We start from the raw sequence: 20,861 nt of genomic DNA on the forward strand, positions 1-20,861 counted from the left end.
CCCCAACCCTCTCCCCGACGGGGAGAGGGAGCTGGACCGGGGTAGCCTGGAGGCATCTAGGCGTATGGACGTCCAAACGTCCACACGCCCTTGCGCCTCAGGCGGCGCAGCCCACCGGCGCCTCGGCGCCCGCCAGCAGGCGGGCGATGGAGGCGGCGGCCTCGCGGCCGTCGTGCACCGCGCGCACCACCAGGTCGGCGCCGCGCACGTTGTCGCCACCGGCGAACACCTTGGGGTGGGCAGTCTGGAACGGCAGCGCGCCGCCCTGGCCGACCCGCATGCGGCCGCCCTGGTCCAGCTCGACGCCGTGGGTGGTCGACCAGCTCGGCGGGCTGGGGCGGAAGCCGAAGGCCTGGATCACCACGTCGGCGCGCAGCTCGGTCTCGCTGCCCTCGACGTGGCTGAGCGCGCCGCGGCCGCCGTCGGCCTGCTCGGTGCGCACCACGCGCACGGCGCGCACGCGGCCATCCTCGCCCGCCAGCAGCTCCAGCGGCTGGCGGTTGAAGAGGAAGTTCACGCCTTCCTCCTTGCTGTAGTTCACCTCGCGCGCCGAGCCGGGCATGGAGGCCTCGTCGCGGCGGTACACGCAGGTGACGGAGGCGGCGCCCAGGCGGATCGAGGTGCGGTTGCAGTCCATGCCAGTGTCGCCGCCGCCCAGCACCACCACGTGCTTGCCGCGCAGGTCGAGCATCGGCGGCACCGGGGCGTCGTCGAGCAGGCGGTCCACGTTGGCGATCAGGAACGGCAGCGCGTCGTACACGCCGTCCAGCTGGCGGCCCGGCAGGCCGCCGTCCACGAAGCGGTAGGCGCCGGTGCCGAGGAACACGGCGTCGTAGTCTTCCAGCAGCTGCTCGAAGGCGAGATCGCGGCCGATCTCCACGCCGAGGCGGAAGTTGACGCCCATGCCTTCCAGCACCGCGCGGCGCGTGCGCACCACCTGCTTGTCGAGCTTGAACGGCGGGATGCCGAAGGTGAGCAGGCCGCCGATCTCGCGCTGGCTGTCGAACACGTCCACCGCGATGCCGGCGCGGCGCAGGCGGTCGGCGCAGGCCAGGCCGGCCGGGCCCGCGCCCACCACCGCCACGCGGCGGCCGGTCTCGCGCACGCCGGAGAGGTCCGGACGCCAACCCTGGCGGAACGCCTCGTCCACCACCCAGCGCTCGATGCTGCCGATGGTGACGGCGCCGAAGTCGCCCTGCTCCAGCGTGCAGGCGCCCTCGCACAGGCGGTCCTGCGGGCACACGCGGCCGCAGATCTCCGGCAGCGGGTTGGTGGCGTGCATCAGCGTGGCCGCCTCGAACAGGCGGTTCTCCTGCACCAACTGGAGCCAGTTGGGGATGTAGTTGTGGACCGGGCACTCCCACTCGCAGTAGGGGTTGCCGCAGTCCAGGCAGCGCTCGGCCTGGCCCGAAGCCTCCGGCGGCATGAAGTCGCCGGCGATCTCGCCGTAGCCCAGCACGCGGATCGCCACCGGCACCGTGCGCGGGGGCTGGCGCGGCAGGTCGAGGAAGCGGAAGTCCTTCGCGCTCATGCGGCCCTCCGCAGTTCGTCGGCCAGGGTGGCGAGGCTCGCCGCCTTGGGCTTGACCAGCCAGAAACGCGACAGCAGACCGCGGAAATCGGTGAGCAGGTGTTGCGCCCAACGGCTGCCGGTGAGTTCGGCATGGCGCGCGATCAGGCCGCGCAGGTGTTGCATGTGATGTTCCATGCCTTCGGGGGAAATACGCACGATATCTACCAGTTCGTGGTTGTAGCGGTCCACGAAGACACGCTCGGTGTCCAGCACGTAAGCGAAGCCGCCGGTCATGCCGGCGCCGAAATTGAGGCCGCAGGCACCCAGCACCGCCACCACGCCGCCGGTCATGTACTCGCAGCAGTGGTCGCCGGCGCCCTCCACCACCGCCAGCGCGCCGGAGTTGCGCACGGCGAAGCGCTCGCCGGCGCGGCCCGCGGCGAACAGCTCGCCGCCGGTGGCGCCGTACAGGCAGGTGTTGCCGATGATGGAGGCGTCCTGGCTCTCGAAGGCTGCATCCGGCGCCGGACGCACCACGATGCGCCCGCCGGCCATGCCCTTGCCGACGCCGTCGTTGGCCTCGCCGATAAGGTCGATCTGGACCCCGGTCGCGTTCCACGCGCCCAGGCTTTGGCCGGCGCTGCCTTCCAGCGCCAGCGCGATCGGCGTGGCGAGGCCCGCGTCGCCCCAGCAGCGCGCCACGGCGCCGGACAGGCGCGCGCCGATGGCACGGTCGGTGTTGACGGTGGCGTAGGCGAAGCGTCCGCCGCCGCCCGCCTCCACCGCCGCGGCGGTGTCCGCCTCGATGCGGTGGGCCAGCGCGGCCGGGTCGCGTATGGGGTTGCGCGCGCTCACGCAGGCGAACTCCACCTCGCGGCCAAGGCCGTCGGCGGTGATCAGCGGCGAGAGGTCGAGCTTGCGCTGCACCGGCGTATTGCCCTCGCCCTGGCGCAGCAGGTCGGCGCGGCCGATCAGCTCGGCCAGGCTGCGCGCGCCCAGGCGCGCCAGGTGCGCGCGCACGTCCTCGGCGATGAAGCGGAAATAGTTCATCACCATTTCCGGCAGGCCCACGAAGTGCTTTTGCCTCAGCAACTCGTGCTGGGTGGCCACACCCGTCGCACAATTATTGAGGTGGCAAATGCGCAGGTACTTGCAGCCCAGCGCCACCATCGGGCCGGTGCCGAAGCCGAAGCTCTCGGCGCCGAGCAGGGCCGCCTTGACCACATCCAGGCCGGTCTTGAGGCCGCCGTCGGTCTGCAGGCGCACGCTGCCGCGCAGGCCGTTGCGGCGCAGGGTCTGCTGCGTCTCGGCCAGCCCCAGCTCCCACGGCGTGCCGGCGTACTTGATGGAGCTGAGCGGGCTCGCGCCGGTGCCGCCGTCGTGGCCGGACACGGTGATGAGGTCCGCGCCCGCCTTGACCACGCCCGCGGCCACGGTGCCCACGCCGGCGTTGGACACCAGCTTCACCGACACCAGGGCCGCCGGGTTGACCTCCTTGAGGTCATGGATCAGCTGCGCCAGGTCCTCGATGGAGTAGATGTCGTGGTGCGGCGGGGGCGAGATCAGGCCGATGCCGGGCTTGGCGTAGCGCAGCCGCGCGATCAGGCCGTTGACCTTGTGGCCGGGCAGCTGGCCGCCCTCGCCGGGCTTGGCGCCCTGGGCCACCTTGATCTGCAGCACCTCGGCGTTGACCAGGTAGCCCGGCGTGACGCCGAAGCGGCCCGACGCCACCTGCTTGATCTTGGACATCTTCTCGGTGCCGTAGCGCACCGGGTCCTCGCCGCCCTCGCCGGAGTTGGAGCGCGCGCCGAGGCGGTTCATGGCGATGGCCAGCGCCTCGTGCGCCTCGGGCGAGAGCGCGCCGAGCGACATGCCGGCGGAGTCGAAGCGCTTCAAGATCGCCTCGGCGGATTCGACCTCCTCCAGCGGCACCGGCTCGCCCAGCGGCTGGATCTCCAGCAGGTCGCGCAGCGCCGAGGGCGGGCGGCGGTCGACGTGGTCGGCGTAGGCGCGGTAGTCGGCCGCCTCGCCGGTGCGCACCGCCTTCTGCAGGGTGGCGATCACGTCGGGGTTGTACATGTGGTACTCGCCGCCGTGCACGTACTTGTACAGGCCGCCGGCATGCAGGGACTGCGCCTCGTTCCACGCCTCGGCGGCGAGCAGGCGGTCCTCCTGCTCCAGCTCCGCGAAGCCGGCGCCGCCGATGCGCGAGGGCGTGCCGGGGAAGCACAGCGCCACCACCTCGGGCGCGAGGCCCACGATCTCGAACAGCTGCGCGCCGCGGTAGCCGGCCACGCTGGCGATGCCCATCTTGGAGAGGATCTTCAAGAGGCCCTTGCGGATGCCGCGGCGGTAGCTGCGGCCGATCTCCATCTGGCCGGCCTCGCCGCCCTTCAGGTGGCCGTCGCGGCCTAGCTCGAACAGGCTCTGGTAGGCCAGCCACGGGTAGATGGCGGTGGCGCCGAAGCCGAGCAGGCAGGCGAACTGGTGCGGATCGCGCGCGGTGGCGGTCTCCACCAGCAGGTTGCAGCGACAGCGCAGGCCGGTGTCGATCAGGTGCGCGTGGATCGCGCCCACCGCCAGCAGCGCGTGCGCGGAGAGCGTGTCGCGGCGCGGGTAGCGGTCGGTGATGAAGACGATGCTGGCGCCATCGCGCACCGCCTGCTCCGCCTCGCGGCAGAAGCGGCGCAGCGCCTTCTCCAGGCCCTCGTCGGGCGTGTAGCACAGGTCGATGCGCGCGGTGGCGCCCACGTACTGCGGCAGCGCCAGGATCTGGCGCAGCTTGCGCTGGGAGAGCACCGGCGAGTTGAGCAGGATCTGGCGCGCGTTCTCCGGCCCCAGGTCGAACACGTTGCCCTCGGCGCCGATCTGCGTGGCCAGCGACATCACCAGCTGCTCGCGCAGCGGGTCGATCGGCGGGTTGGTGACCTGGGCGAAGCTCTGGCGGAAGCGGTCGAACAGCGCGCGCGACTGGTGCGACAGCGCCGCCATCGGCGTGTCGTCGCCCATCGAGCCGGTGGCCTCGGCCTCGATCTCGGCCAGCGCCTTGAGCACGGTGTCGCGCTCCTCGCGGGTGAGGCCGTAGAGCTTCTGGTAGCGGTGCAGCTCCGGCGCCGGTAGCGGCTCGGCGGCGAGACTGGGGTCGATCAGGTCGGATTCGAGGTAGGTCACGCCCTCGCGCAGCCAGTCGCGGAACGGCGCGCGGCGGCGGTTCAACTCGTCCACCTCGGCGGTGCCGAGCAGGCGGTGCTCGGCGAAGTCCACCGCGATCATCTCGCCCGGGCCGAGCCGGCCTTTGCCCACCACACGCGCGGCCGGCACGTCCCACAGGCCCGCCTCGGAGGCGACGATCAGGTGGTTGTCGTCCGACAGCGCCCAGCGCGCGGGCCGCAGGCCGTTGCGGTCCAGCGTGCAGGCGGCGTAGCGGCCGTCGCACATCACCAGGCCCGCCGGGCCGTCCCACGGCTCGGTGTGCAGGGCGTAGTACTCGTAGAAGGCGAGCAGGTCCTCGTCCAGGTCCTCGCGGGCGGTGTAGGCCGGCGGCACCAGGATGCGCATGGCGGTGACCAGGTCGAAGCCGCCGGCGAGCAGCAGCTCCACCGCGTTGTCCAGGCTCTCCGAGTCCGAGCCCTTCTGGCGCACGAACGGGCCGATGTCGGACAGGTCCACCAGCGGCGAGCGCCACACCGAGCCGCGCGCCTGCATCCAGCGCCGGTTGGCGCGGATGGTGTTGATCTCGCCGTTGTGCGCGAGCAGGCGGAACGGCTGCGCCAGGCGCCACTGCGGCAGCGTGTTGGTGGAGAAGCGCTGGTGGAACACCACCGCGTCCGCCTCCAGCGCCGGGTGGTGCAGGTCGGGGAACACGTCGCGCAGGCCGCCCAGCGCGGCCATCGCCTTGTAGCCGATGGTGTCGGCGGAGAGGCTCACCACGTAGAAATGCGGATCGGACGCCAGCTCGGTCTCGGCGCGGCGGCGGGCGCGGAACAGCGCGCGCTCGAACGCCGCCTCGTCCATGCCCGCGCCCGGCTCCGCGAACACCTGGCGCACGCGCGGTTGCGCGGCGATCGCCAGCGGGCCGATGGCGCCCTGGTCCACCGCCACCTCGCGCCAGCCGACCGGCCGCACGCCCTGCTCGCGCAGGTGGCGTTCGAGCACGGCGGAGGCTTCCGAGCCGTCGCTGGCCGGGTCGAGGAACACCACGCCGGCGGCGAAGCGCTCGCCCAGCGCGATGCCGGCCTCGGTGGCCAGCGCGCGCAGCCAGCCGTACGGGCGGTGGATCAAGACGCCGCAGCCGTCGCCGGTGATGCCGTCGGCATTCACCGCGCCGCGGTGGGAGAGCTTGGCCAGCGCGTCGAACGCCGTATCCACCACCCAGGCCGAGGCGCGGCCGTCGATCTGCGCGACCAGACCGAAGCCACAGCTGTCGTGCTCGAATGCCGCGTCATAAAGCGTCGTCGTGTTGCTGCTCACTGCCATCGTTCCACCTGTTCGGCCCTCCGATGCGCACGCCCCGGACGTCGCGGGGACGTCCAGGGCTACCTGATGCGCAGGGGCAATTCCGGATTTCGGAATAAAGCACAAATGCCGTGTCGCGTCAAAGCGGCACGTTTGGACGGCTAGACTTCCAAGCATCCGGCCCGGTACGGACGGCCGCGCCGCCGCGGCGAAACGCCCCGGCGGGGTGCGGCACGCGGCCGCAGCCCGCCGGGCGGTACGTCAGAGCTTGAGCTTGACGCCGAGGTTGTAGAAGCGCCCGACCAGGCCCGATTGCGCCCAGGTGGGACTGTAGTTGGCGCCGCCACCGGCGTAGTTGGCCGGGTCGAACGGCGGCTTGCGGTCGAAGGCGTTGAGCACCGAGGCGGTGATCGACACGTGGTCGTTGATCTCGTAGCTGCCGGTCAGGTCGAAATAGGTGAACGAGCTGATCTCGCAGCTCTCCGGGATCGCGGTGAGGCAGTTGCCCGGGCCGGTGCCCACGTCCGCGGCGTAGTTCTTCATGCCGCTCACGTAGTAGAAGGTGCCGGTGACCCGCGCCGGCCCCCAGACCAGGGTATTGGCCCACGAGGCGCGCCGCCGCGGCGTGCCCGCGCCCGAGGACAGGATGTACGGGCCGTGGGTGCCCACGAACTGCTGCTTGGTGCCGTCCGGCAGGGTCAGCTCCCAGGTGAAGATCTGGGTGCCGCTCAACTCGGTGATGTACTGCATGTCGTGGCCGAAGTCGAAGTGCGCCTGCAGGTCCAGGTCCACGCCCGTGGTCTTGAGCGAGCTGGCGTTGATGTACAGGCCATCCACCTCCGCCGGCCGCGGCAGCGCGTTGGGGAAGAGCGGGTCGGGCCGGTCGGGGATCACCACCACGCCCGGCCCCTGCGGCAGCCCGGCGTAGTAGTTGGCCAGCGCCGAGGAGGTGTCGGCCGGGCCGATCACGTTGGTCTTCTTGATGTTGAAGTAGTCCACCGAGACGTTGAGCCAGTCGGCCGGCTGCACCAGCACGCCCAGGGTGTAGTTCTTCGCCTTCTCCGGTTTGATGTTCTTGTTGGCGAGGGTGAAGATCGACAGCGCGTACTGGTTCACGTAGCCGTTGCCGCTGCCGCCGTGCGCCGCCACGAAGTCGTCGGGCGGGTTGTGGTTGATGAAGCCCTGGGCGGAGCTGGAGCCGTTCTCCGCGAAGCTCGGCGCGCGGAAGCCGCGCGAGTAGGTGCCGCGCAGGGCGATCCAGTCGAACGGCTTCCACTTCAGGCCCACCTTCGGGTTGAAGGTATTGCCCACGTCGGAGTAATGGTCGAAGCGGCCGGAGACGTCCATCTCCAGCGATTCGAGCAGCGGCGCGTTGAACTCGAAGTAGGCCGCCGCCACGTTGCGGCTGCCCTTGGTCTGCGCGTTGCCCAGGCCCTGGAACTGGAAGCCCGGGTTGAGTGTGGGGTCGTTCTGCGCCTCATGGCGGAACTGCAGGCCCACCGCCAGGCCCAGCGGGCCGCCCGGCAGGTCCCACAGCGGGCGGTTGGCGGCCAGGTCCAGCGAGTCGAGGTCGGAAGTGGAGTTCTTGTCGTAGCCCGGCGCCAGCGCCGCGCGCGCCTGGCTGCTGTTGGCCGCCGGGTTGACGAAGTTGTAGCTGCCCGTGTTGATCGCGTTGAGCAGCGCGTTGTAGTCGATGAAGCCGTACTGCACGGTGTGCAGCCAGGTGTGGTTGACGACCGCGGTGACGTCGTAGTTCCAGTCCTGGAAGGAGCCGGAGATGCCGCCCACCAGCCGCGCGTTGTGGTTGTCGTAGTTGAAGCCGCTGGGGATGTCGCCGAAGGCGTAGTTGAGCAGCGCGTAGCGCCCGTCCGCGGCGAACGGGTTGTTGGGGTTGAGCGAGCCGTCGGCCAGGGTCGGCGGCAGCGCGATGTTGTTGGTGTTGTGCGGCGTGCTGTTCTGCACCGGCCGCGGCGCGCCCGGCGCCCAGGTCTTGGCCTGGAAGTAGCTGGCCGACAGGTAGGCCCGGGTGTTCTCGTTGAGCTTGATGGTGAAGCGCCCGTAGATGCCGCCCTGCTCCATCTCCGGCTGCACCTGCCCGTACAGCGACTGGAAGTTCTGCTCGCAGTAGCTGCCGGTGTCGTCGGTGACCGGGGTGGAGTTCGCGCCGCAGGGCCGCAGCGGCTGGGCCAGCGCGCCGTCGTCGGCCACGCCGGTGGTGATGTCGCCAGGCATGCGCAGGCCGCCCGGGGTCACCGAGCCGTAGACCGAGCCCGAATTCTGCGCCGGCTGGCCGACGTTGAGGTCCGGTCCGCCGATCCGGCGCAGGTCCTGGGTGTTGAAGGGGAAGCCGCGCCGGCGCAGCCAGATCGGCTGGTCCTTCTGGTACTGCACGGCGAGGTAGCCGTTGTGGCCGTCCTTCTCCAGGTCGCCGCCGCCAGCGAGGAAGGTGGCCCGGCGCCGGGTGCCGCCGCCGTGCTGGGAAGTGCCCAATTCCACCGTGCCTTCCACGCCCTTGTAGTTGGGCTTGAGGATGATGTTGACCACGCCGGCGATGGCGTCGGCGCCGTACAGCGAGGAGGCGCCGTCCTTCAGCACCTCGATGCGATCCACCGCCGACAGCGGGATGGTGTTCAGGTCCACGAAGGAGCGCTGGCCGTCGTCGGCCACGGCGTAGGTCGCGTTGCGGTGGCCGTCGATCAGCACCAGGGTGGAGTTGACGGTGAGGCCGCGCAGGGCCACGCCGGAGGAGCCGGCGGCGAAGCCGTTGGCGAAGGCATTGGGGATCGAGCCACTGTTGTCGGCCGAGATCGCGCGCACCACGTCAGAGACCGTGGTCAGGCCGCTGCGCTCGATCTGCTGGGCGGAGATGGTGGTGACCGGCGAGGGCGTCTCCACGTCGATGCGCGGCACGGCCGAACCGGTGACGGTGATGGTTTGCAGCTGGGTGGCTTTCTGGGGTTCCGCCGGCGGGTTCTGCTGCGCCGGGGCCGAGGAAGGTGCGGTCTGCGCGGAGGCGGCGGCGCCCCCGGTACTAAACAGCAAGCCAGCGAGTGCCAAAGCGAGCTTGTTCGGCTTCATGGGCTCGATCCTCATTGTAGGTAGCAACGAGTCCGGGCCTGGCAACCTTGCGCGTCGGCCGTGGGAAAACCAGACGCTCGGACGGGGGAAGTTGCGGCTCCATCTTCCACGTTCGCAACTTCATTACAAGTACTTAATTTTTAAGAGATTTTTTTGTGAAATTCGGTCGCTCTGGCACATCGCATGCACGAAGCTTCTTGCGCCGCGGCAACCGGCGGCGGCGCTCACGCCGGCTTCACGCCACGATGCGCCGGCGGGCGGGGAGCGCCCGGCCCGCATGCGGCCCCGCCTTGGCGCCCCCGGCGACGCCAAGGCGGGCCTCGCACCGCGCATCACCGGCGGATGCTGCACCTGCGGGGCGCCGCCGGCCCGCGCCGGCTTCCCCTCCGCATCGCAGCATCGGAGATAATCGGCCGATGCGCCGACTCCGCTTCCCTTCGCCCGCCCGCTGCCTGCCGGCCCTGCTGCTGGCCTGGGCGCTGCCCGCCGCCGCGCTGCCGCCGCAGGCCGTCCCGAACAAGGCCGACAAGGCCGCGGCCCAGCAGCAGCTGAACGACGTGCGCAAGCGCATCGAGGCACTGGCCCGCGAGCAGTCGGAGACCGCGGCCCAGCGCGACAGCGTCAACGCCACCCTGGCCAAGCAGGCCACCGCGCTCGCCGGCGCCGCCCGCGCCGTGCGCGAGACCGACGCCGCGCTGGCCGCCAAGCAGCACGACCTGGAGCAGCTGCAGGCCCAGCGCGCCGAGTTGCAGCGGCACCTGGACGGCCAGCGCGCCGCCATCGCCGACCTGCTGCGCGCCACCTACACACTGGGCCGCGGCAACGACCTGCGCCTGCTGCTGGGCGACCAGGACCTGGCCCAGATCTCGCGCACCCTGGCCTACTCGAAGTACTTCCAGCAGGACCGCGCCGAGCGCGTGCAGCAGCTGATGGGCGACCTGGTCCGCCTGCAGGAGCTGGAGCGCGGCATCGCCGAGCAGCAGCAGGCGCTGGCCGCCGCCCGCGCGCAACGCGCGCAGCAGATGCAGGCGCTGGGCACCCAGCGCGCCGCCCAGCAGAAGCTGGCCGCGCAGGCCGACGCGCAATACAAGGACCAGGCCCAGCGCCTGGCCGCCCTGAAGCAGAACGAGCAGTCGCTCAACCAGCTGATCGCCAAGCTGCAGCAGGCCATCGAGGAAGCCGCCCGCGAGGCGGCGCGCGCCGCCCGGCCCAGCGCGGCCGAGCCCACCGGCCGCCCCGGCGCCAACATCCGCGGCAACCTGCCGTGGCCCGCCGCCGGCACGGTGACCAGCTACGGCAACGGCGTGCTGATCAAGGCGCCCGGTGGCAGCGAGGTGCACGCGGTGGCGCGCGGCCGGGTGATCTACGCGGCCTTCCTGCGCGGCTACGGCATGCTGATCATCCTCAACCACGGCGACGGCTGGCTCAGCATGTACGGCAACAACGAGACCGCGCTGCACGGCGTGGGCGACCAGATCGAGGCCGGCCAGGCGCTGGGCACGGCGATGGCGCCCACCGGCGTCAACACCGGCGTGTACTTCGAGCTGCGCCAGCACGGCAAGCCGGTGGATCCGCGCGGCTGGCTCAGCCGCCAGCGTTGACGCCGCCGGCGCCCCGCCGCAGGCTAGGAGGCGGACCGCGATCGCCCGACGGCGGCGGTCGCCACCAAATTCAGGATGAATTCCGGACGCGCCCGGCTGTCGAAGCGCTACGGCCTTTACTGTTTTTCGGAGCTTTCCCCATGCGTCTTTCCCCCCGTGGCCTGCTCGCCCTGCTGCTGACGGCGCCGCTGCTGCATGCGCAGACCGCGCCGGCGCCGGCCGGCAGCACGGCCGCCGCACCGGCGGCCGCGTCCTCCGCCGGCGCGCCCGTCGACCACGTCAGCCTCGACGACATCCGCAACTTCAGCCGCGTCTACGAGGTCGTGCGGCAGGCCTATGTGGAACCGGTGGACAACAAGACGCTGATGGGCGATGCGATCAGCGGCATGCTGAGCGAACTCGACCCGCACAGCGAATACCTCGACAAGGAAGGCCTGACCCAGCTCAACGAGGACACCACCGGCCAGTACAGCGGCCTCGGCATCGAAGTGCTGCAGGACGACGGCGCGCTGCGCATCGTGGCGCCGATCGACGACACGCCCGCCTCGCGCGCCGGCATCAAGCCCGGCGACGTGATCGTGAAGATCGACGGCAAGGCGGTCACCTCGGACAACGTCGACGCCATGTTCAAGCAGCTGCGCGGCGAGCCGGGCAGCAAGATCACCCTCACCGTGCTGCACGAGAAGAGCGACAAGCCGTTGGACTACACCCTGGTGCGCGAGAAGATCTCGGTGACCAGCGTGCGCGTGCGCCCGCTCGAATCGGGCTACGTCTACCTCCGCATCAGCCAGTTCCAGGAAGACACCGCCGGCGACCTGGAGAAGAAGTTCGCCGACTACGTCAAGCAGCACGGCGCGCCCAAGGGCGCGGTGCTGGACCTGCGCTCCAACCCCGGTGGCCTGCTCACCGCCGCGGTGGCGGTGAGCGACGACTTCCTCGACGCCGGCAGCATCGTCAGCACCCGCGGCCGGCTGCAGGACGCCAACATGCGCTTCGAGGCGCACCCGGGCGACCTGCTGGGCGGCGCGCCGATCGTGCTGCTGGTGGACAACGGCACCGCCTCGGCGGCGGAGATCGTCTCCGGCGCGCTCAAGGACAACCGCCGCGCCCTGGTGATGGGCCGGCGCACCTTCGGCAAGGGCGTGGTGCAGACGGTGCTGCCGCTGGACGCCGACCACGCGGTGAAGATCACCACAGCGCGCTACTACACGCCCAACGGCACCTCGATCCAGGCCGAGGGCATCAAGCCCGACATCGCGCTGGCCGACCTCACGGTGAGCAAGGCCGACAGCAACGCCTCCCTGATCGACTCCGAGGCCGACCTGCGCCACCACCTCGCCAACGAGAACGCCGCCGCCGGCAAGGACGCGGACAACGACGGCAGCGCCGAGAACGAGAAGCTCGCCACCCGTGACTACGCGCTGTCGCAGGCGCTCAACGTGCTCAAGGGCCTGGCGCTGGCGCATAACGCGGCGCCCGGCGCCGCCAGGCGCTGAGGCCCGCCATACCAAGGCAAGGCGCAAGGCGGCCGCGCCCGCGCGCCGACCGGGTCGCCGTTCAACCATGACGCAGGAGCGCGCTCGCGCGCGACCGGGGCTGCGGCGTCGCCGCTGCCCCGGTCGCGCGCAAGGCGCGCCTACCGAGAATCGTGGGCGGGCTCTACTGCGACGGGGAAATCCGGGGCCAGCGCCGCCAGCCGCCTCGCCAGCGCGGCGTCCTCCACCAGGCTGAAACCGGCGAACTCGAAGGCCGGCGCCACCAGGCAGCTGCACAGCGTGTAGGCGCCCAGCGGGCGCGCAGCCTGCCAGGCGCCGGCGGGCACCATGCCCAGCAGCGACTGCGCCTCGCCGCGCTCCGGCAGCGGGCCCAGCCGCAGGCGCCGCAGCGTGCCCAGCTCCGGCCGATAGATCAGCAGCTCCAGCGGATCGCCTTCCACGTAGTGCCAGACTTCCTCCGCGTCCACGCGGTGCCAGGCGCTGACCTCGCCGGCGGGCAGCAGGAAGTGGATCGCGCTGAGCGCCCCGCGCTGCGCCGGCTGCGGCAGCGGGTGGATGCGCCGGTAATGCCCGCCCTCGGGATGCGGCTGCAGGTCCAGTCGCCGGATCAGCGCCTCCGCGCGCGCGGGCATGTCCGGCGCCTGCGGCGGGCGGCGCCCGCTCATCGCCACCCTTCCGCGGCGCTTCGCGCGCGCGACCGGCCGCGCATCAGGAGGCGACCGGCCTGGGCTTCACCAGCCAGCGCACCGCGAACAGGCCCAGCTCGTAGAGCACGCACATCGGGATCGCCAGCATCACCATCGAGGTGATGTCCGGCGGCGTGATGAAGGCGGAGATGGCGAAGGCGCCGACGAAGGCATAACGCCGCGAGGCGCGCAGTTTGGCCTCCTCCACGATGCCGGTGGCGGCCAGGATCACCACCGCCACCGGTACCTCGAAGCACAGGCCGAAGGCGAAGAACATCAGCATCACGAAGTCGAGGTAATGCGTGATGTCGGTCATCATCTCCACGCCCTGCGGCGTCACCGCGGTGAGGAAGCGGAACGCCGCCGGCAGCACCAGGAAATAGGCGAAGGCGCAGCCTAGGTAGAACAGCACCAGCGCCGCCCCCAGCAGCGGCCGCGCCAGGCGCTTCTCGTGCCGGTAGAGGCCCGGGCTGACGAAGGCCCACAGCTGGTAGAGCACCACCGGCATGCTGATGAAGAGCGCCGCGTAGAAGGCCAGCTTGAGCGGCGTGACGAAGGGGCTCGCCACCTCGGTGGCGATCAGGTGCGCGCCCTCGGGCAGGCGCGAGACCAGCGGCGCGGCCAGCGCGGCGTACAGCCGGTTGGCGAAGGGCATCAGCGCCAGCAGTACCGCCAGCACGGTGACCACGGCCTTGAGCAGGCGCGAGCGCAGTTCGATCAGGTGGGAGAACAGGCCCTGTTCCAGGTCGTCTTCGGGCTGCTCAGGCGGGGCCATGCGGCGGTTCCTCGGGCGGCGCTGGCGGGGCCGGCACGGCGGGAGCCGCCGGGGCGGCGGCGGGCGGTGCGGTGGGGTCGGGCACCGGGGCGGAAACCTTGGCGGTCAGGTCGCCGGCCGTGCCCTGCACCCGGCGCACGCCGGCGTCGAGCTGGGCCTGGGCGGCCTCGGCCTTGGCGGCCGCCTCGCGCGCCGTGCGCTTCAATTCTTCCACTTCCAGTTCGCGCTCCACTTCCGCGCGCACGCTGTCCCAACTCGTGCGCAGGCGGCGCAGCAGGGCGCCCGCGGTACGCGCGGCGCCCGGCAGCTTCTCCGGTCCGAGCACGATCAGCGCAATCAACGCAAGCAGTACCAGCTTGCCGAAGCTGATCTCGATCATCGCCGCGCCACCGCGCGCTTACTTGCGGTCGGCGCTGTCGCGCTGCGCTTCCTGGGTGGTGCTCTCGGCGGCCGGCGGGTCGGCGCGCAGGCGGTCGGAATCCTTGTCCTTCTTGGCGGGCTCCTCGTCGCTGAGCCCCTTCTTGAAGTCGCGGATGGCCGAGCCGAGGTCGCCGCCCATGTTGCGCAGCTTGCTGGTGCCGAAGATCACCACCACGACCAGTAGCAGGATGAGTAGATGCCAGATGCTCATAGAAACCTCAGGGACGGAAAACGACCGGAAGACAGCGGCAGCCGGCCTTTCCGAATCAATCAACGGGCAGTGTACTCCTCCAGGCGGTCGCGGAAATCGACCACCGGCCCGGGTACATGGCCGACGCCGCCCTCGAAGATGCGCCGCGGGGTGATCCCGGCGCCGTAGATGGCGGCATTCGCATCATAGTCGATTCTCAGCGCCGAGCCATCCAGCGCCACGCCGGCGAACAGGCCGCGCGAGCGCGAGTAGGAGTAGATCTCGGCCTTGAGCTGGCTGTCGGTGGAAGCGCTGGCGGTGCGCCCGACCGGGCCGGCCGCGGCGGCGGCGTCCGCGCCCAGGGTGAACTTGCCGTCCACGATGGAATCCACCCCGCGCTGAGTGCGGAACACCAGGATCACGTCGGTGGAGGACACGCCGGCCTGGAAGCCGATGCTGCCGCCGGTCATGGTGATGAAGCTCGGGTTGGACCAGGCGCCGTCGGCGCCCTTCACCGAGATCAGGCCCTCGCCGCGGCGGCCGCCGAAGATGAAGCCGGCCTTGACCAGGTCCGGGATCACCGCGATCGCCCTGGCGTCGCGCAGCAGGTCGTGCGGGATCGACTTGTCCGGCGCCTGCATGATCTCGTTGAGCACGCGCACGGCGTTCTGCGCGCGCACCAGCGGCGGATCCTCCGCCTGCGCGGCGCCCGCCGCGAGCAGCAGGGCCAGCATGGGCAACATCAGGCGACGCAGCGTTGGCTTGAACATGGGCAGCTCCGTTGACTTTGAGGAAGGCGGTCGGCCGTGCGACCCTTAGGGATCGCCGAGCCGCGGATGGCTTGTGGCAGACTCCGGCGCTTGAGCCAACCGCCATCGCCACGATGCCAAGCAATCACTATACCGGCCCCGCCCCCCACTCCGCTGACCGGCCCGTTCAGGCCGGTGTGCTGCTGGTCAACCTCGGCACGCCGGACGCGCCCACCGCCCGGGCCCTGCGCCCCTACCTGGCCGAGTTCCTCGGCGACCCGCGGGTGATCGAGGCCCCGCGCTGGCTGTGGTGGCTGGTGCTGCACGGGGTGATCCTGCGCATCCGCCCCAAGCGCTCGGCGCACGCCTACGCGCGCGTATGGACGCCGGAGGGCTCGCCGCTCAAGGTCGGCTCCGAGCGCCTGGCCGCCGCCCTGCAAGGCGAGCTGGACCGGCGCGACGCGGGCCCGGTGAAGGTGGCGCTGGCGATGCGCTACGGCGAGCCCTCGGTGCGCCGGCAGATCGAGGCCCTGCAAGGCGAAGGCGTGCGCCGGCTGCTGGTGCTGCCGCTCTACCCGCAATACTCGGCCACCTCCACCGGCTCGGTGTTCGACGCGGTGGCCGACACGCTCAAGACCCTGCGCTGGCCGCCGGAGCTGCGCCTGGTCAACGACTACCACGACGCCCCCGGCCACATCGCCGCACTGGCGGCGAGCATCGAGCGCTGGTGGGCCGAACACGGCCGCGGCGAGAAGCTGCTGCTCTCCTTCCACGGCATCCCCGAGCGCTACGTGCGCGCGGGCGACCCCTACTACGCGCAGTGCCAGGCCACCGCCCGCGCGCTGCGCGAGCGGCTGGGGCTGGGCGAAGCCGAGCTGCTGGTGAGCTTCCAGTCGCGCGTGGGCCGCGAGCCGTGGCTCTCGCCCTATACCGACGAAACGGTGCGCCGCCTCGCCGCCGAGGGCGTGAAGCGGCTCGACGTCGCCTGCCCCGGCTTCGCGGTGGATTGCCTGGAGACACTGGAGGAGATCGCCATGCAGAACCGCGACTTCTTCCGCGAGTCCGGCGGCGAGGACCTGCGCTACATCCCCGCGCTCAACGACAGCGCGCCGCAGGTGGCCCACCTCGCCGACCTGGTGCTGCGCCACGCGCAGGGCTGGCCGGAGTTCGCCGCGGCCCGCGAATCCGCCCGCTAGGCCCGCTCGTGTAGGAGCGCGCCTTGCGCGCGACCGCGGGGTTGCGGCGTCACCGCTGCGTAGGTTTGTCGCGCGCAAGGCGCGCTCCTACACGGGAGCCGGCCCGGTCGCCCGCGGCGGGGCACCGCCGGCTCAAACCGAGATCGCCAGCCGCTCGGAGCGGTACAGCTGCATCGTGGTCACCGTCGCCACCAGCGCCGTCGCCGCGGTGCCGGCCAGGATCAACCCCAGGTGCGCCACGCCGAGACCGTTGCCGCGCACCAGGTCGAGGATCGCCAGGTGCTGGCCGAGCAGCGGCACCGCGTACATCCAGTCCTGCGCGCGGATCGGCAGCACCATCAGCAGGATGCTCGGCAGCACCGGCAGAAACATCAGCAGCGAAAGATAGGTCTGTGCCTCGCGGTAGCTCTTGGCGAACGCCGCCACCATCGACTGCAAGGCCGCCAGCAGCACGATCAGCGGCAGTTGCAGCCACAGCACGTGGACGATGAAGCCCAGCCCCAGGTCGATCTCCATGCCCAGCTTCTCGGTCGGCATGAAGCGGCCGATGATGCCGAAGGCCACCAGACAGATCACCAGGCTCGCCACCGAGAACGTGCAGATCGCCGCCAGCTTGCCGAGGAAGATCTTCCAGCGCGCCACCGGGTTGGCGAACAGCGGCTCCAGCGACTGCCGCTCGCGCTCGCCGGCGGTGAGGTCGATCGCCAGCGGCATGCCCGCGATGAAGATGGTGAGCACGAACAGGTACGGCAGCATGTTGAACAGCAGCACCGCGCGCGACTGCGGCGTGGCCTGGTCGCGCCGGGCCACCACCACCGGCACCGCCAGCATCGGCGAGAGCCCGCGCGCCACCAGCCGCATCGCGCCCTGCTGGCGGGCATAAGCCTCCACCAGCTTGCCCACGCGCTCCACCGAGGCGCCGGCCTCGCGCTGGGAGGAGTCGTAGATCAGCTCCACCTGCACCGGCTCGCCCTTGCGCCAGGACCTGGCGTAGTCGGCACCGAGGCGCAGCACCAGCTCGGTGTCCTGCCGGCGCACGGCGGCCTCCGGGTCGGCCGGGCCCGGCTCGGGCACGATGCCGCCGGCCTTGAGCACGTCGATCAGGTTGGGCGCGTATTCGGCGCCGATCACCGGCACCTTGAGCGGCCGCTCGGCCTTGTCCAGCTGGCGGTTGACCGAGATGTTGATCAGCATCAGGAACAGCAGCGGCGTCAGCAGCGGGCCGGTGAGGAAGGCGCTGGTGAGCGTGCGGCGGTCGCGCAGGTTCTCGCGCACTTCCTTCAGGAACACGGTGAGGAAGGCGCGCGCGCGGCGCGCCGGCTGGGCGGGGGCGTTCATGCGGCCAGGCCCTCCTCGCTGCCGATCAGTTTCACGAAGGCGTCCTCCAGGTTGGCCTCGCCGGTCTGCGCGCGCAGCGCGTCGGGCGTCTCGTCCGCCACCACGCGGCCGTGCGCGATCACCACGATGCGGTCGCACAGCGCCGCCACCTCCTGCATGATGTGGCTGGAGAACAGCACGCAGCGCCCCTCCGCCTTAAGCTTGAGCATGAACTGGCGCAGCGCGCGGGTGGCCATCACGTCAAGGCCGTTGGTCGGCTCGTCCAGGATCACGTTGCGCGGGTCGTGCACCAGCGCGCGGGCGATCGCGGTCTTCACCCGCTGGCCCTGCGAGAAGCCCTCGATACGGCGGTCGGCGATGTCGGCCATCTCCAGCGCCTCGACCAGCGCCTCGCGGCGTGCGCGCAGTTCGGCTTCCGGCAGGCCTTGCAGGCGGCCGAAGTAGTCGATGTTCTCGCGCGCGGTGAGGCGCTTGTAGAGCCCGCGCGCATCCGGCAGCACGCCGAGGCGGCGGCGTACCGCGAGCGGATCGGCGGCGGCGTCGAGGCCGTCCACCAGCACCTGGCCGCGGTCCGGCGCCATCAGCGTGTAGAGCATGCGCAGCGTGGTGGTCTTGCCGGCGCCGTTGGGGCCGAGCAGGCCGGTGATCTCGCCGTCGCGGGCGGCGAAGCTCACGCCGTCCACGGCCCGCACGGCGCCGAACGCCTTGTGGAGGTCCTTCACCTCGATCATGGGGCGGCTCCGTTGAAGTCGATGAAGACCGGGGTGGGCTGGATGCGGTCGAGGCAGCCCGCGTCCAGCGCGGACGGCTGGAGGTTCTCGACGAAGTCCTTCACCAGCTTGGGCGCGCAGCCGGCGCCGATCACGTTGTGGCCCTGGCCGCGCAGCACGAAGTGGCGGGCGTTGGAGAGGCCCTTGAGCACTGCCTCGCCGTAGCGCGGCGGCGTCACCGGGTCGTATTGGCCCGACAGCAGCAGCGCCGGCAGCGCGCTGTGCAGCGGCCGGTGGAAATCCGCCGGGCGGCTGCCTTTGGGCCACACCGTGCACAGGGCCTCGAGCGTGTCGATCATGCGCGTGCCGAGGATGGTGCGCTCGTCCTCCGGGCGCGGGGTGAGCAGGTCCGCATCCTCGCTGCAGATCACCGAGGACTGCATGCCGCCGTTCATGGTGTCGGCGAGGTCACCGGAGAGCAGCTTGGCCTGGCCGAGCAGCGGGCCGACGTCGCCGTGCGCGGCGGCGTCGATCGACAGCGGCAGCAGCGCGGCGGTGGGCGGCGAGTAGGCGAACATGCGTACCACGCTGGTCAGCGCGGCCTCGCTCAGCGTGCGCTGCACGCTGCGGTAGTTCTGCGGATCGCGGAAGCTCACCCGGTGCGGGTTGGCGCGCAGCGCGTCGCGCAGCTGGAACAGCGTCTGGTACGGGTCGCCGAAGCGCTTGCGGCACGCCTCGTCGGCGGTGCAGCGGGCGAACTGCGCCTTGAGCGCGTCGTCGAGGTTCTGCGCGAACTCCTCGCCCAGCACCAGCGTGTTGGGCACCACGCCGTCCAGCACCAGGCTGCGCACGGCGTCGGGGTGGCGCATGGCGTACTGCTGCGCCACGCGGGTGCCGTAGGAGATGCCCACCAGGTCCAGCGCGGGCGCGCCGAGCGCGCGGCGCGCGGCCTCCAGGTCCTCCACCGCGACGGTGGTGGTGTAGTAGCGCGGGTCGGCCTTGGCCTCCACCTCTTTCAGACATTGCGCGGTCTGCGCGCGCAGCCGGCCGGGGTCGAAATCGCCCTCCTCGCCGGCCTGCTCCACGCTCTTGCAGTCGAGCGGGTTCGAGCCGCCGGTGCCGCGCTGGTCGAGCAGCAGCACGTTGCGGTGGGCGAGCAGCGCATCCAACGCCGGCGCCACCGCCGGCCAGCTCTCGGTGGCCGCCTGGCCCGGGCCGCCGGCCAGCAGCGCCAGCATGTCCTTCGCCGGCACCTGCGCCTCCGAGCGCACCACCGCCAGGCGCAGCATGATGCGGCGGCCGTGCGGGTCGTCGCGGTTTTCCGGCACCTCGAACGGCGCGCACCAGGCGGCGGTCGACAGTCCGCTGTTGGGCTGGCCGAGCTGGCAGGCGGTGAGCGTGAGCGTGCCCAGCTTCCAGGTGCGCGGCGCGGCCGGCGGCGTGGCCGCGGCGATGCTCGCCGCCGAGGCGGGCGCCGGCGCCTCGCCCGCGGCCCGGTTACCGGCGCGCTGGTGCAGGTGCTGCCAGGCGAGCGCGCCCAGCCCCACCAGCACGGCGGCGATGCGCAGGGCTGTACGTCCCTTGCTTGCCATCAGTCTCCTCCCCTTCGCTCGTTCGTGTCCCACCTGCTTGCCATCGCCTCACACCTCCGGCTCGAAGATCGCTTCGATCGGACGTCCGAACAGCCTGGCGATCTTGAACGCCAGCGGCAGGCTGGGGTCGTACTTGCCCGTCTCGATCGCATTGACGGTCTGCCGCGACACGTCCAGCCGCTCGGCCAGGTCGGCCTGCGACCAGCCGTGGTCGGCGCGCAGTGCGCGCACGCGGTTGTTCATGCATCGCCGCCGCGCCGATGCCGCCAGCGCCGGCGTACGAGCATGACCGCTGCCCAGGCGAGGAACGCCGCGGCCATGCCGATCAGGAAACCCGTCTGCCAATCGCTGAGTACCCGATGCAGGGCCAGCGACAGCGCCGCGCAAACCACGGCCGCCAGCAGGACGCGCGGCGGCGTCAGCACGCCGCAGTCTTCCTCCATCGCCGCCATGCCGTAGCGACGGCCGGCCCACCAACGCGCCAGCCCGTAGCTCAGGCACTGCAGCGGGAACACCCACAGCAGCGCCGTGCCCGGCACCGCCACCACCCTGGCCGCAGCGAGGAAACCGGCCGACATGCAGGCCATGCCGACCACCGCGCTGCTGACGCCCAGGGCGGTCAGGTGGATGCGCTGGTCCAGCTCGTCGGTGCGCATCACCAGCCGCACCATCGCGCGGATCGCCAGCCCCAGCGGCAGCATCGGCAACAGCGCCAGCAGGGCCTTCAGGCCGGTGTCCTCGATCCGCCTGGTCAGTGGCCAGAGCACCAGCATCACGGCGGCGTAGGCCAGCATCGCCGGCAGGAACTCGCGCTGGTAGCGCCGGTAGACGTGCTGCGTCATCTCCCCACCTCCCGCCGGACGGGGTGCCGCGGCGGCCGCGGGTACCTGTCAAGCAAACTTGACAGGTGCAGACTAGGACAGGGGACGTGTCACGTCAAGTTTGCTTGACACGACGCGGCATGACACCGCCGACTGATCGAGCACCACGAAATGGCACGGCGTGGCGATCGACACCACCTTCGCCATCGGCACGCGGTCGCTCTAGGAGCGTGGGCGGTAGA

Annotated in this window: 16 protein-coding genes; 3 read left to right on the plus strand and 13 right to left on the minus strand. The window is 71.3% G+C overall.

Features of this window, described 5'->3' with window-relative positions; translation table 11 throughout:
* Positions 1-97: 97 nt before the first annotated feature.
* The 3 genes from ACH65_RS05525 to ACH65_RS05535 all read right to left on the minus strand — a co-directional run bounded on the left by ACH65_RS05525 (position 98) and on the right by ACH65_RS05535 (position 9,045).
* Positions 98-1,531, minus strand: coding sequence for an FAD-dependent oxidoreductase (locus ACH65_RS05525; RefSeq protein ID WP_049621578.1), 1,434 nt, complete (start codon positions 1,529-1,531; stop codon positions 98-100).
* Positions 1,528-5,988, minus strand: a complete 4,461-nt coding sequence (gene gltB, locus ACH65_RS05530; RefSeq protein WP_049621579.1) for a glutamate synthase large subunit — start codon at positions 5,986-5,988, stop codon at positions 1,528-1,530. Before gltB ends, ACH65_RS05525 begins: the two co-directional genes overlap by 4 nt.
* A gap of 240 nt (positions 5,989-6,228) precedes the next feature.
* Entirely contained in the window at positions 6,229-9,045 is a 2,817-nt protein-coding gene (locus ACH65_RS05535) for a TonB-dependent receptor (protein ID WP_202594151.1), read from the minus strand.
* A gap of 416 nt (positions 9,046-9,461) precedes the next feature.
* On the opposite strand from ACH65_RS05535, the gene ACH65_RS05540 reads away from it, so the two are divergent.
* A complete protein-coding gene (locus ACH65_RS05540; protein WP_082190153.1) occupies positions 9,462-10,646 on the plus strand; it encodes a murein hydrolase activator EnvC family protein in 1,185 nt (394 codons plus the stop codon).
* A gap of 140 nt (positions 10,647-10,786) precedes the next feature.
* On the plus strand, positions 10,787-12,142 hold the full coding sequence (locus ACH65_RS05545; RefSeq protein ID WP_049621581.1) for a S41 family peptidase: 1,356 nt from the start codon (positions 10,787-10,789) through the stop codon (positions 12,140-12,142).
* A 140-nt stretch (positions 12,143-12,282) separates the two neighbouring features.
* On the opposite strand, the gene ACH65_RS05550 is transcribed toward ACH65_RS05545, so the two are convergent.
* From ACH65_RS05550 to ACH65_RS05570, 5 genes are all read right to left on the minus strand, one after another.
* Complete coding sequence (locus ACH65_RS05550) at positions 12,283-12,774, minus strand: cupin domain-containing protein (RefSeq protein ID WP_049621599.1); 492 nt, start codon at positions 12,772-12,774, stop codon at positions 12,283-12,285.
* 76 nt (positions 12,775-12,850) lie between these two features.
* Entirely contained in the window at positions 12,851-13,603 is a 753-nt protein-coding gene (gene tatC / locus ACH65_RS05555; RefSeq protein ID WP_049621582.1) for a twin-arginine translocase subunit TatC, read from the minus strand.
* Positions 13,590-13,982, minus strand: a complete 393-nt coding sequence (gene tatB, locus ACH65_RS18555) for a Sec-independent protein translocase protein TatB (protein ID WP_049621583.1) — start codon at positions 13,980-13,982, stop codon at positions 13,590-13,592. Before tatB ends, tatC begins: the two co-directional genes overlap by 14 nt.
* 18 nt (positions 13,983-14,000) lie before the next feature.
* Entirely contained in the window at positions 14,001-14,234 is a 234-nt protein-coding gene (tatA, locus tag ACH65_RS05565; RefSeq protein WP_049621584.1) for a twin-arginine translocase TatA/TatE family subunit, read from the minus strand.
* A 59-nt stretch (positions 14,235-14,293) separates the two neighbouring features.
* Complete coding sequence (locus ACH65_RS05570) at positions 14,294-14,983, minus strand: lipid-binding SYLF domain-containing protein (RefSeq protein ID WP_049621585.1); 690 nt, start codon at positions 14,981-14,983, stop codon at positions 14,294-14,296.
* Between the two features lie 113 nt (positions 14,984-15,096).
* Between ACH65_RS05570 and hemH the strand changes: the two genes are divergently transcribed.
* Positions 15,097-16,158, plus strand: a complete 1,062-nt coding sequence (hemH, locus tag ACH65_RS05575) for a ferrochelatase (RefSeq protein WP_049621586.1) — start codon at positions 15,097-15,099, stop codon at positions 16,156-16,158.
* A 132-nt stretch (positions 16,159-16,290) separates the two neighbouring features.
* Here hemH and ACH65_RS05580 read toward each other — a convergent pair whose 3' ends face one another.
* From ACH65_RS05580 to ACH65_RS05600, 5 genes are read right to left on the minus strand one after another with little or no spacing between them, the layout of a single operon-like run.
* Entirely contained in the window at positions 16,291-17,496 is a 1,206-nt protein-coding gene (locus ACH65_RS05580; protein WP_049621587.1) for an ABC transporter permease, read from the minus strand.
* On the minus strand, positions 17,493-18,227 hold the full coding sequence (locus tag ACH65_RS05585; RefSeq protein WP_049621588.1) for an ABC transporter ATP-binding protein: 735 nt from the start codon (positions 18,225-18,227) through the stop codon (positions 17,493-17,495). The genes ACH65_RS05580 and ACH65_RS05585 overlap by 4 nt, the downstream gene beginning before the upstream one ends.
* Positions 18,224-19,798 (minus strand): alpha/beta hydrolase, encoded by a 1,575-nt coding sequence (locus ACH65_RS05590; RefSeq protein ID WP_049621589.1) that lies wholly within the window; start codon positions 19,796-19,798, stop codon positions 18,224-18,226. The genes ACH65_RS05585 and ACH65_RS05590 overlap by 4 nt, the downstream gene beginning before the upstream one ends.
* A 48-nt stretch (positions 19,799-19,846) precedes the next feature.
* The gene (locus tag ACH65_RS05595) at positions 19,847-20,041 is read right to left on the minus strand and encodes a helix-turn-helix transcriptional regulator (protein ID WP_049621590.1); all 195 of its coding nucleotides are present in this window, start codon (positions 20,039-20,041) and stop codon (positions 19,847-19,849) included.
* On the minus strand, positions 20,038-20,640 hold the full coding sequence (locus tag ACH65_RS05600) for a hypothetical protein (protein WP_049621591.1): 603 nt from the start codon (positions 20,638-20,640) through the stop codon (positions 20,038-20,040). The genes ACH65_RS05595 and ACH65_RS05600 overlap by 4 nt, the downstream gene beginning before the upstream one ends.
* Positions 20,641-20,861 lie beyond the last annotated feature (221 nt).

It is taken from the genome of Frateuria defendens, assembly GCF_001182895.1.
Lineage (GTDB): Bacteria > Pseudomonadota > Gammaproteobacteria > Xanthomonadales > Rhodanobacteraceae > Frateuria_B > Frateuria_B defendens.